Source organism: Comamonas sp. B-9 (genome assembly GCF_000410635.1).
GTDB lineage: Bacteria > Pseudomonadota > Gammaproteobacteria > Burkholderiales > Burkholderiaceae_C > Comamonas.
Map to the genome: position 1 here is coordinate 18,886 of NZ_KE148659.1, position 11,079 is coordinate 29,964.

At 64.9% G+C, this 11,079-nt stretch carries 10 protein-coding genes; 6 read left to right on the forward strand and 4 right to left on the reverse strand.

Going from position 1 to position 11,079, the window contains the following annotated elements; translation table 11 throughout:
* Nucleotides 1–33: 33 nt before the first annotated feature.
* Complete coding sequence (locus tag H928_RS29360; protein ID WP_021028516.1) at nucleotides 34–1,002, reverse strand: TauD/TfdA family dioxygenase; 969 nt, start codon at nucleotides 1,000–1,002, stop codon at nucleotides 34–36.
* 511 nt (nucleotides 1,003–1,513) lie between these two features.
* On the reverse strand, nucleotides 1,514–2,587 hold the full coding sequence (locus tag H928_RS0122490; RefSeq protein WP_052330202.1) for a class I SAM-dependent methyltransferase: 1,074 nt from the start codon (nucleotides 2,585–2,587) through the stop codon (nucleotides 1,514–1,516).
* Between the two features lie 78 nt (nucleotides 2,588–2,665).
* Here H928_RS0122490 and H928_RS0122495 point away from each other — a divergent pair, with 78 nt between their 5' ends.
* The 6 genes from H928_RS0122495 (at nucleotide 2,666) to H928_RS29365 (ending at nucleotide 7,669) form a co-directional block, all read left to right on the forward strand.
* Nucleotides 2,666–3,442, forward strand: coding sequence for an SDR family oxidoreductase (locus H928_RS0122495; RefSeq protein ID WP_021028518.1), 777 nt, complete (start codon nucleotides 2,666–2,668; stop codon nucleotides 3,440–3,442).
* A gap of 26 nt (nucleotides 3,443–3,468) precedes the next feature.
* Nucleotides 3,469–3,843 (forward strand): dihydroneopterin aldolase, encoded by a 375-nt coding sequence (locus H928_RS0122500; protein WP_021028519.1) that lies wholly within the window; start codon nucleotides 3,469–3,471, stop codon nucleotides 3,841–3,843.
* Between the two features lie 4 nt (nucleotides 3,844–3,847).
* Complete coding sequence (gene ttcA, locus H928_RS0122505) at nucleotides 3,848–4,843, forward strand: tRNA 2-thiocytidine(32) synthetase TtcA (protein WP_021028520.1); 996 nt, start codon at nucleotides 3,848–3,850, stop codon at nucleotides 4,841–4,843.
* A gap of 132 nt (nucleotides 4,844–4,975) precedes the next feature.
* On the forward strand, nucleotides 4,976–5,707 hold the full coding sequence (locus H928_RS0122510; RefSeq protein ID WP_239645053.1) for a hypothetical protein: 732 nt from the start codon (nucleotides 4,976–4,978) through the stop codon (nucleotides 5,705–5,707).
* 10 nt (nucleotides 5,708–5,717) lie between these two features.
* Nucleotides 5,718–6,356 carry a histidine phosphatase family protein gene (locus tag H928_RS0122515; RefSeq protein ID WP_021028522.1) on the forward strand — a complete coding sequence of 213 codons (639 nt, stop codon included), beginning with the start codon at nucleotides 5,718–5,720 and terminating at the stop codon, nucleotides 6,354–6,356.
* A gap of 356 nt (nucleotides 6,357–6,712) precedes the next feature.
* Nucleotides 6,713–7,669, forward strand: coding sequence for a LysR family transcriptional regulator (locus H928_RS29365; RefSeq protein ID WP_021028523.1), 957 nt, complete (start codon nucleotides 6,713–6,715; stop codon nucleotides 7,667–7,669).
* A 63-nt stretch (nucleotides 7,670–7,732) separates the two neighbouring features.
* Here H928_RS29365 and ruvB read toward each other — a convergent pair whose 3' ends face one another.
* Nucleotides 7,733–8,800: a Holliday junction branch migration DNA helicase RuvB gene (ruvB, locus tag H928_RS29370; protein ID WP_021028524.1), complete on the reverse strand. Its 1,068-nt coding sequence runs from the start codon at nucleotides 8,798–8,800 to the stop codon at nucleotides 7,733–7,735.
* Nucleotides 8,801–8,850: 50 nt separating this feature from the next.
* On the reverse strand, nucleotides 8,851–10,749 hold the full coding sequence (locus tag H928_RS29375; RefSeq protein ID WP_021028525.1) for a trypsin-like serine protease: 1,899 nt from the start codon (nucleotides 10,747–10,749) through the stop codon (nucleotides 8,851–8,853).
* Nucleotides 10,750–11,079 lie beyond the last annotated feature (330 nt).

The following is an 11,079-nucleotide window of genomic DNA, read 5'->3' on the forward strand; positions in this document are numbered from 1 at the left end:
GCCCGGTAGCGCGCAAGGTCGGGGAGGTGGCGTTCATACCGGCACATCCCCTTCGATCGTCGTGCGGTAGAGCTTGCGGCGCTGGCCAGCCGGCACGCCGGTGGCCAGGTGCAGCACCGCGCGGTTGTCCCAAAAGACCAGGTCCCGGTCACGCCAGTGGTGGCGGTAGACAAACTGCGGCTGGGTGCTGTGGGCAAACAGCTCGGCCAGCAGCGCTGCCGAGCGGCCCTCGGGCAGGCCCAGGATGCGGGTGGTGAAATGCTCGCTGACAAACAAGGACTTGCGGCCGGTCTGCGGATCGGTGCGAACCACCGGGTGCACGGCGGGCTTGACCTCGGCCACCTGCGCAGCAGTGAGCGCAGGGCGGAAGGCATTGCGCTCGCGCAGTGCCTCATATTTGAGCAAATAGCTGTGTTCGGCCAGCAAGCCCACCAGCTGCTGCTTGAGGGTGTAGGGCAGCGCCTCGTAGGCCGCGACCTGGTCGGCAAACAAGGTGTCACCACCGACCTCGGGCAGCTCTTGCGCATGCAACAGCGAGCCCATCGCAGGCTGGGGCTTGTAGGACAGGTCGGAGTGCCAGTAGGCCCCGGCATCACCCAGGCCCACGGGCTGGCCGTTTTCAATGATGTTGGAGACGATCAGAATCTCGTCATGGCCCGGCAGCTGGTAGTTGCGCAGCACATGGCGCTGCAGCGGCCCAAAGCGGCGGCTGAAGGCAATCTGCTCGGCCGGGCTGATGCGCTGGTTGCGGTAGACCACGACGCTGTGGTCCTGGTGCGCCTGCTGCAGCCGGGCAAAGTCGTCCGGGCCCAGCGGGCGGGACAGGTCCAGGCCCACGACCTCCACCCCCAGGCGGGTCTGGGCACCCGCGGGCTGCTGGATGGGGCGCAGGCTGAAGGCTTGCGTGGTGCCAGCGGCGCTGCCTGCCTGGCTGGCGCTGTCGGGCACCGGGCGGCGGAAGAAGAACGGATGGGCAGTCAGAACATCAAACAGCGCGGACATGGCAGCTTTCCTTGGCGGACCAGTGATAGGCCCACTGTAGAAGGCGCGCTGCAATCAGAAAACGAATGAAAACGCGTATCTTTATGCGCAAACCGATGAAGGGCGCTGCTGCGCGGCAGTGTTGCAGGCTGTCATCAGGCCGTCATGCAGCGCCGCCATGATCGCAGTCTGTCGGTGCAGCACAAGCCAGCCTGCATGCCCCGTGCCGGGCGCGTCCAGATCGGACGCACCGGGCGGCGGGCATGTGTCAGGGCTTGGCACCGGCAGCCATCTTTTGTCGGCCCGCCTCTGCGGGGCCCACCTCACCCAGTCCCACCCTGCCCCCTCTCTGCCCTGGTGCCAGCGGCTAGGGATGCTCTGCAAAACCCTCGCCAAGCGGGATGGACGCGGATCGGGATGAGGCGCACGGCGTCTTTTGCAGTCAATAGCTGTAGCTATTGACAAGGAAGACAACGCAGTGGATCGCCCGAGACCGCGTTCAGACCACGGCAGGGATTTTTGCAGAGGGTCCCTATAGCCGATGCATGCGGTCGCCCTGCACAAAGCCGGCTGGCTCCCAGACGGCCACACCCTTGCTCAGCATGATGGCCTTGAAGAACTCGCCCATCTCATGCTCCATCATCAGCTTGGCCGCCTTGCTGCGGGCAATCACTTCGAGCCCGTCGAGCTTGGCAGCCAGACCGCAGTTGATCAGGAAGTGGGCCTGGCTGGTGTAGCCCAGCACGTCCATGCCGGCATCCTGCGCGGCCACGGCAATGCCGGTGAAGTTCACATGCGCGGTGATGTCCTTCAGGCCCACCAGCACCAGCGGGTCACTGTCGACCTGGTGCAGGTGGTGGCAGACCAGGGTGCCCATATGGCGCTGCGGGTGGTAGTACTCGGACTCGCCAAAGCCATAGTCGATCAGCAGCACCGCGCCGCGCGTGATGCGGTCGGCCAGCGTCGCGACAAAGGCTTCGCCTTGCGGGTGGATCTCGGTCAGGTACTCGGCCTCGAGCGGCAGCTCCGGCTCTACCGGCGGGCGCAGGTGGGTAGGGCGCTGGTCCCAGCCAAAGCGCAGATCGTCGCCCTCGGCGCTCGCCACGACCACGCCGCGCTCCTGCCACACACCCTGCTGGCGCAGCAAGAGCTTGACCGGCATGGCATCGAGCACCTCGTTGCCGACGACCACGCCCTGCATCTGCGCGGGCAGGCTGTCGGCCCACTGTACCTGGTCGCCAAAGCGGGCCAGGCGCTCTTGCTGGCGCAGGCGCAGGCTGCCCGAGACATCGACAATCGTGTAGCGCGTGCAGGCGGGGCCCAGGGTGGACAGCAGCTGCTCGGCCAGCGCACCGGTGCCGGCGCCAAACTCCCAGACCTCGCTGGTCTGGGTGTGGGCAAAGGCATCCTGCACCTGGGCAGCGACCAGCTCGCCAAACACCGGCGAGAGCTCGGGCGCGGTGACAAAGTCGCTGCCCTCCTCGGGCATGACGCCAAACTTGCTGCGGTCATTGGCGTAGTAGCCCAGGCCGGGCTCGTACAGCGCCATGCGCATGAAGTCATCAAACGGGATCCAACCGCCGGCCTGGGCAATAGCCTCAGCCATGCGCTTGGCCAGCACAGTCGTTAAACTAGAGGGTTCTGTATTCACCCCCCTATTGTCGCCGCTTGCTGAGCGCTTGCCATGCCCATGCCTTCTTCGACCCCACGCACCGTACTGGTCACCGGCGCTGCCAAGCGCCTGGGCCGGGTGATTGCGCTCGGGCTGGCCCGCCATGGCTGGCAGGTGGCGGTGCACTACCGGGGCTCGGCTGCCGAGGCTGCGCAGACCGCTGCCGAGTGCGCCGCGCTGTCGGGCCTGAGCGGCCATTTTGACGCCGATTTCGACGACGAGGCCGCAGTGCGCGGCCTGCTGCCCCGGGTGGTAGCCCATTTCGGCCAGATCGATGCGGTGGTCAACAGCGCCTCGCTGTTCGAGCATGATGGCGCCGCCGACTTTGGCTATGCCGCGCTGGAGCGCCATCTGCGCAGCAACACGGCCGCGCCCATCGTGCTGGCGCAGCTGCTGCACCAGCATATCTGCCAGCGGGGCGATGAGGCCCAGGGTGTGGTGGTGAACCTGCTCGACCAGAAGCTGTGGAACATGAACCCCGACTTTGTCAGCTACACCTTGAGCAAGGCGGCGCTGGAAGCGGCCAACACCTTGCTGGCCCAGGCGCTGGCGCCGCGCCTGCGGGTGGTCGGTGTGGCCCCGGGCTTGACCCTGACCAGCGACTACCTGAGCGCCGAGAAGTTCGAGGCCCTGCACCGCATGAGCCCGCTGGGGCGCTCATCCACGGCTGACGATGTGGCCGCCACCGTGCGCTTTGCGCTGGACAACAGCTCCATCACCGGCACCAGCCTGCTGGTGGACGGCGGCCAGCACCTGATGCGGTTTGACCGCGATTTTTCGATGATGTAGCGATTCTTCGCTGCCTTGCTGTTTTTATGACGACATTTGACATCGGGTTGCAAACCCTGAGCTTGACGGGCCTGCGTTTTGATGCCAATTTAGGCATCCTCGCCCACGAGAAGACTGCGCCGCAACCCATCTTGGTGGATGCGGAAATCAACATGGGCCAGCAGCCGCTGGCGCCCAGTGATGACGACATCATGCATGTGCTGGACTACCGCAAGGTGCGCCAGATCATCATCGATGAATGCACGGCCGAGCATGTCAACCTGCTCGAGACCCTGATCGGCAAGGTCGCCCAGCGGCTGATGCAGTTGCCCAATGTGCGTGGCGTTCGCGTGAAGATCGCCAAGCTAGAGATTTTTGACGATTGCGAAGTTGCAATCCGCACCGAAACCGGACAATGGTGAACCTATGAACGCCCCCACCGATACCGCACTCCTCCAGCCCCAGCCCGCCGCCGCGAACGGATGGGACTTTGACGACGCCGCCAGCGACGATGCGCAGGCATCGGCTAACAACGAAAAGCGGGTGAAGATCCAGCGCGAGAACCACAAGCTGGAAAAGCGCCTGTGCCGTGAGGTGGCGCGCGCCATTGGCGACTACAACATGATCGAGGACGGCGACAAGGTGATGGTCTGCATGTCCGGCGGCAAGGACAGCTACACCCTGCTTGACATCCTGATGAAGCTGCGCGCCCGCGCGCCCATCAAGTTCGACCTGGTGGCCGTGAACCTGGACCAGAAGCAGCCCGGCTTTCCCGAGCATGTGCTGCCCGAGTACCTCAAAAGCGTGGGCGTGGACTTCCACATCGAGAACCAGGACACCTACAGCGTCGTCAAGCGTGTGGTGCCCGAGGGCAAGACCACCTGCGGTCTGTGCTCGCGCCTGCGCCGCGCCATTTTGTACAAGGTGGCCGACCAGCTGGGCTGCAACAAGGTGGCCCTGGGCCACCACCGCGACGACATCGTGCAGACCTTGATGCTCAACATGTTCCACGGCGGCATCATGAAGGCCATGCCCCCGAAGCTGGTGAGCGACGACGGCAAGCATGTGGTGATCCGCCCGCTGGCCTATGTGCCCGAGAAGGACACCGAACGCTGGGCCCAGTACCGCGACTTCCCCATCATCCCCTGCAACCTCTGCGGCAGCCAGGAAAACCTGCAGCGCCAGATGATTGGCGACATGCTGCGCGAGTGGGACCGCAAGCACCCCGGCCGTGTGAACAACATGTTCCGCGCGCTGCAGCATGTGGTGCCCACCCACCTGGCCGACCCCAAGCTGTTCGATTTCCAGAACGCCAAGCCCACCGGCATCGCCGATGAAAACGGCGACAAGGCCTTCGACCACGACGACCTGCCCAGCAACCCCTCGCTGCCCGCCGGCATGCAGGTGGTGCAATTGGGCTGATCCACGTTTGCTTGAGCCATGCAGCCCTGCTTGTCGCCCCTGACTGACAGCCGCTGCCGCTCCAAGCGTTTATCGTTGAGCGCATGCGCTGTGTCCTTATGGCGCAGCGCTTTTTTTTCGGGAGACGGCACCATGTATCGTTCTTTTGACCGGGCGGCCCTGCCAGGCATGCCCCAGTGGCGTCGTATCGCCGGTGTCGCAGCGATGGCCTGCGCCAGCCTCTGGCTGGCCGGTTGCGCCGGCGTGCGCACCATCGACAGCGATGTGCAAAGTTACTCCACGTTGCAGCAAGTGCCCGCGCCGCCGACCTACCGGCTGCAGTTGCTGCCGTCCCAGGTCGCACTGGGGCCACAATTTGATACCGTCGTGCACCAGGCCGAGGCCTCTTTGGCCGGTGTGGGCCTGCGCCGCGACGACCGCCAGGGCAGCGTGATCGCGCAGATCGACGTACAAGCTCGTTACATTCCCGACAGCTGGCTGCTGCCCGGCAGCCCCTATAACCCCTATGGCGGTTTGGGCTGGGGCCCCGGCTGGGGTTGGGGCTGGCGCGGTGGCATCGCCTGGCGCGACACCGGCCCTTCGCTGCACTACCGCGCCGTGCAGCTGACCTTGCGCGATGTCCAGACCCAGCAGGTGGTCTATGAGACCTCGGCCCGCTACGAGGATGTCTGGGTCGATGACCAGGTGATCTACCGCATCTTGTTCGACTCGGCGCTCAACGGCTTTCCCAAGCCGCCGCAAGGCCCGCGCCGCGTCAGCACCACGGTCGGCGCGCCCGCCGCTACCCAGCCCGCGTCCACTCCAGCTGCAGCCGCTGCATCTGCCACTGCCACTCCCACTAAGCCCGCCGCCAAACCCCAATAACAAGGAACGCATGCACAGCACCCAGATCATTGCCATTCGCCACGGGGAGACCGATTGGAACCTTGCCGCTCGCATCCAGGGCCATACGGACATACCGCTGAACGCCACCGGCGAGCGCCAGGCCCGGCAACTGGCCCAGGCGCTGGCCGAGACCCCGCTGGCCCATATCTACAGCAGTGATCTGCAGCGCGCATTCAGCACCGCCCAGGCGCTGGCGCAGGCCAATGGCGCGCCGCTCGCCACCCACCGCGCCTTGCGCGAGCGCAGCTTTGGCGACTATGAAGGCTCCCGCTTTGCCGACATCGAGGTCTCGGACCCGCCGTCGGCCCTGCGCTGGCGCAAGCGTGACCCGGTCTTTGCCCCGCCCCAGGGCGAATCACTCCAAGCGCTGCAGGCGCGCGTGGCCCAGGTCGTGGCCGAACTGGCCGCCAGCCACCTGGGCCAGCAGATCGCGCTGGTGGCCCATGGCGGCGTGCTCGATTGCCTCTACCGCCTGGCCACGCGCCAGGACATCCAGGCCCCCCGTACCTGGGAGTTGGCCAATACCAGCGTCAACCGCCTGCTGTGGACACCGGACAGCGGCCTGACCCTGGTGGGCTGGGGCGACACCAGCCACCTGCAGACCGTCGGCTTGGACGAAACCCTCTAACAGCGGCTGCAAGCCGCCGCCCTTCGGGCCGGACTCTGCCTCCCCCCTCCACTTTTTGTGACTTTTTTGCATCAGCTTCCCCTGCATGGTGGCCACCATGCAGGCGGCCGTTTGCCTGCCGCGCCAATGTCGCCCAGGGCCCTGTGCGATGACACAAACAAATGAAACGCAATGCTTCATAGAGCCGATAAAATACCAAGGTATGTCAGCGTTCACTCCAACCTCTGGTGATCAAGTGACATTTAATTACTTTTAGAATTCACTAATTGCTTGATCATTATTAATAGTAGTGCGACCATCTATAGACGAGTTCAATGACTCCTCTGTTAGATTACTAAAAAGGTATTGACCGTTATATGCCAGACGCCGAGCTGACCCGAAAACCCCTGCCGACGCCCTCCCTGCGCCAGCTGAGCTGCTTCAAGGAAGTAGCGACGCACCGCAGCTTCAGCCGTGCCGCGCAGGCGCTGTCCATGAGCCAGCCCGCACTGTCTTCGGCCATCCGTGAGCTGGAGACGCTGCTGGGCACCGCCTTGTTTGACCGCAGCACCCACCATGTCCGCCTGACGTCGGCCGGCGAAGCCGTGCGCCCGCAGGTGGAATGGATGATCAACAACTTTGTGCAAGGCGTGCAGGATCTGCAGCAGTTGCTCAAATACCAGGCCGACACCGTGCGCATCAGCTGCATCCCCTCCACCACCCACCTGCTGGCGCCGTGGCTCGCCCTCTGGCAGCAGTCCCACCCGATGGTGGACCTGCAGCTGCACGACATGCGCAATGACGACCTGCTGGCCTCGGTGGCCAATGGCAGCTCGGACATCGGCCTGGGCCTGGAGTTCACCGTGCCCCCGTCGGTGGAGACACAGTTCGTGACCGAGGACGAGGTCATGGCCGTCATCCCCGCCAAGCACCGCCTGGCACAAAAGACCGATCTGCGCTGGTCGGACCTCAGCGATGAGCCGCTGGTCGTGCTCTCGCGCGGCAGCACCTACGAGATGATTGTCTCGGTGCTGGAGCAGCAAGGCGTGGGCACCAGCCACACCGAGACGCTGAGCTATACCGAGTCGCTCTACGCGCTGGTGCAAAGCGGACTGCGCATCGGCCTGCTCTCGCGCCTGTACACGCAGGGCCACCAAGGCGATGACTGGGTGACCGTGCCGCTCAAAGGCCCCTTGCTGTCGCGCCGCATCTGCCTGATGACGCGCGCAGCCAATGGCAGCCGCCGCGCCATCGTGCAGGAATGCTGGGACTACCTCTGCGAGAACATGGGCAACGAATCACCGCCCACCAAGCGCGCCGCCAAGGCCGCTTGAATCGGGGCCACGCGCCCCTGTCTGGCACCAAACTCTAAAGCCCCAGCGATGGGGCTTTCAGTTTTACACCAACGCCGCCTGTCCAGGCCCGCCGCCCACCAGACCCAGGTGGCGGTAAGCCGCCTGGGTGGCCATCCGGCCGCGCGGTGTGCGTTGCAAAAAGCCCTGCTGGATCAAATACGGCTCGATCACATCCTCGATCGTGCCGGGCTCCTCGCCAATGCTGGCGGCAATATTGTCCAGCCCCACCGGCCCGCCATCAAAGCGGTGCACCACCGCTTCGAGCAGCTTGCGGTCCATGATGTCAAAGCCCAGGGGATCGACATCCAGCATGGCCAGCGCGCGGCTGGCCATCTCCTGCGTGATGCGGCCATTGCCTTTGACATCGGCGTAATCGCGCACCCGGCGCAGCAAGCGGTTGGCAATACGGGGCGTGCCGCGTGAGCGGCGTGCAATCTCCAGCCCGCCTTCGTCATCGATGGGTGTGTTCAGCAAGCCGGCGCTGCGCATCACGATCTTGGTCAGCTCTTCGGTGGTGTAGAACTCCAGGCGCGCGACGATGCCAAAGCGGTCGCGCAGCGGGTTGGTGAGCATGCCCGCGCGCGTGGTGGCCCCCACGAGGGTGAAGGGCTGCAGATCCAGCTTGATGGAGCGCGCAGCCGGCCCTTCTCCGATCATGATGTCGATCTGGTAGTCCTCCAGCGCCGGGTAGAGGATTTCTTCGACCACCGGCGAGAGGCGGTGGATCTCGTCAATGAAGAGCACATCGTTGCGCTCCAGGTTGGTCAGCAGCGCCGCCAGGTCCTTGGGCTTTTCCAGCACCGGGCCGCTGGTCTGGCGCAGGTTCACCCCCAACTCCGAGGCGATGATGTGCGAGAGCCTCGTCTTGCCCAGCCCGGGCGGGCCAAACAACAGCACATGGTCCAGTGCCTCGCTGCGCTTTTTGGCCGCGCCAATGAAGATCTCCAGCTGCTCGCGCGCCTTGACCTGGCCCACATACTCCTGGAGCTGCTTGGGGCGCAGCGCGCGCTCGAGCACCTCCTCCTGCGGCGAGGACTGGCTCGCGGAAATCACGCGGTTGTCAGGACGGGGAACTGGCGCAGCGGCGAAGGAATCGGTATGGATAGTCATGGATCAGTGCAGGCATGGCCAGGGAGGTGTGCAGGGCATCCCGGGGATCCCTAAGGCGCATCCCACACATAATAAGCCAGTCCGTCATACAAAAGCCCCGCATTGGCCAGCCAGGCATCGCGCGCCTGCACTTGCAGGCTGTAGAGGTGCACCCCCGGCACATACTGGTAGGCGCGGTAGACGGCCTCCACCCCGTCACCGGGCTGCGCGGGCGACCACCAGGCAATGCCGTCGTAGTTCCAGCTGGGGTGGTAGGTCTGCACAAACTGCCGCTCGGCATCGCTGGTGGTGTAGAAATGGGCGACGACCTCGGGGTTGAAATAGCGGTGAACGGGCACCAGGCGGGCATGTGCGCGGCCTGCGGCATAGAACGCAACGCCGTCAAAGACCAGCTCGTTGGGGAAGCTCGCGATCACATAGTCACGCTCAGAGGCAGACAAGGTATAGAACTCCCCGCCCGAGCGCAGCACCAGGAAGCGGTAGACGGGCATGTGCATATCGCTGTTCATCGCCTTGTCGGCCCCCAGCCAAGCCGCAAAGCTGGCGATGGCCTGGTCCAGCCGGCCATAGACGACACGGCCATCCTTGGCAGGGCACCAGTTGTCACCGCCCGTCAGCGTACCGGTCACGCGGCCATTGACAAACAGGGCCGAACCGCTGGAGCCCGCCTCGATACCGCCCTGGCTCCAAAGCACCCGGTAAAAGCCCCCATCGGCTTGGGCCTGCGGAGCGCAGTCCAAGGTGCGGCCCACATAGTCCACCGCGCACACCGCATCGTCCTGCAGCTTGCCCGATGACAGCATCATCAAGTCGCCACGCGGATGGTGCAGCCCGGCCACCGCAACGCCCCAGGGCTGGGTGGACGCATCCCAGCCGGCAAACAAGGCGCCTGCTGGCGGCGCCTCATCCAGCTGCAGCAAGGTCATGTCATTGCCGATGCCTGTGGCCAGCCAGCGCGCCGCGCTGTAGCGCTCGGCATGGCCGGCAAACAGCTGCTGGCTGCCGCAGGACTGCGAGTAGTAGAACCAGGAGGTCTGCAAGGTCGATGCCGTCGCCTGGTCCCGCACACAGTGGGCGGCAGTCAGCACATAGGGTGTCAGGTCCTGACGTGGGTTGTTGAGCAAGGTGCCTGTGCACTGGAAAGTGCGCGCCTGGCTCACATAGACCATGCGGATCACGGCATCACGCTGGTCCAGCAACGCAGTCTGGCAATTCACATCCTGCTGGCAGGCATTGGAGAGGCGCTTTTCAGACAACGTGGCCATGTCAGCCGTCTTCAGAGCCTCAGCCACCTGGGGCGGCACGACGATCTGCGAGAGCTGGGGCATGGCCCATTGCAGGCTGCTGGTCGCCAACGCGGCGGGCAGCAGGATCTCCAGCACGGGCGTGGGCCCCACATCGGGCGTCCACCAGGTGCGCTGGCCCGTCTGCGCATCGGCAGCCAGGCGCTCGAGCAACGCAGCGCCGGTCACCTCGTAGCTGGCAGCGGCATCGGGCGATGCATAGAGCCGGAACACCGCCATCGGCGGCAAGGCGGCAAACTCCAGACCCAGACGCAGCCCATAGGCATCGTCCGCCCGCCATTGCAAGGCGGCCACCTGCTGGCCTGATGGCAGGGCTCGCCACTGCAACAGACGCGCGACTTTGTCGGCCGTATCCAGGGTATCCAGCGCGCGCGCCACGCCAATCTGGCGGACGCCGCCCTCATCGGGGGCCAGCGCCTTGCTGTTCTGCCAGGGCGGCAGCACGATGGGCACCACAGCCATCGCCGAGAGCGCCACCGCATCCTTGGCCTCCACAGCGCTGGGGCTGGCCGGCATCCTGCGCGCATCGACCTGCCAACTGGCCTGGGCCCAACCACAACTGCCAGCCACGATGAGCGCGGTGACCCAACGCAGGCCCTCAGCAGAAAGCGCCGAACTCCAGCGGGACACAATGCGACAAGACATGATGGACTCCTCGCGGTTGCGACAAGAAAAGCGCCGCCGATCAACACAAACTACTGACCGGATACAGCCAATCTAGAGCAAGCACTTACATCAAGCAAGCCTATCGACTAGTACAAAAACAAAACATTGGTTAACTGCGCAAAGAAAAGGGCCGGCAAACCGGCCCTGCGAGGGCGGCGGCCGCGCCAGGTGTCAGCGATCAGTTGCCCAGCCACTGCGCGGCCCCGTCCGCAAAAAACTTGTCAAAGCGGCCGTAGTAGCTGAGGCCCCGTGGCGCCTGGCAGCGGCTGGGGCCGCCATACAGGGGGCCAATGACGCGGCCGTCACTGA

Excerpts from the sequence above, each read along its gene's own strand:
- H928_RS29365 (WP_021028523.1), top strand. The coding sequence starts at position 6,713 with ATGCCAGACGCCGAGCTGACCCGAAAACCCCTGCCGACGCCCTCCCTG.
- ttcA (WP_021028520.1), top strand. The coding sequence starts at position 3,848 with ATGAACGCCCCCACCGATACCGCACTCCTCCAGCCCCAGCCCGCCGCC.
- H928_RS0122490 (WP_052330202.1), bottom strand. The coding sequence starts at position 2,587 with ATGGCTGAGGCTATTGCCCAGGCCGGCGGTTGGATCCCGTTTGATGAC.
- H928_RS29360 (WP_021028516.1), bottom strand. The coding sequence starts at position 1,002 with ATGTCCGCGCTGTTTGATGTTCTGACTGCCCATCCGTTCTTCTTCCGC.
- ruvB (WP_021028524.1), bottom strand. The coding sequence starts at position 8,800 with ATGACTATCCATACCGATTCCTTCGCCGCTGCGCCAGTTCCCCGTCCT.
- H928_RS0122500 (WP_021028519.1), top strand. The coding sequence starts at position 3,469 with ATGACGACATTTGACATCGGGTTGCAAACCCTGAGCTTGACGGGCCTG.
- H928_RS0122510 (WP_239645053.1), top strand. The coding sequence starts at position 4,976 with ATGTATCGTTCTTTTGACCGGGCGGCCCTGCCAGGCATGCCCCAGTGG.
- H928_RS29375 (WP_021028525.1), bottom strand. The coding sequence starts at position 10,749 with ATGTCTTGTCGCATTGTGTCCCGCTGGAGTTCGGCGCTTTCTGCTGAG.
- H928_RS0122495 (WP_021028518.1), top strand. The coding sequence starts at position 2,666 with ATGCCCATGCCTTCTTCGACCCCACGCACCGTACTGGTCACCGGCGCT.
- H928_RS0122515 (WP_021028522.1), top strand. The coding sequence starts at position 5,718 with ATGCACAGCACCCAGATCATTGCCATTCGCCACGGGGAGACCGATTGG.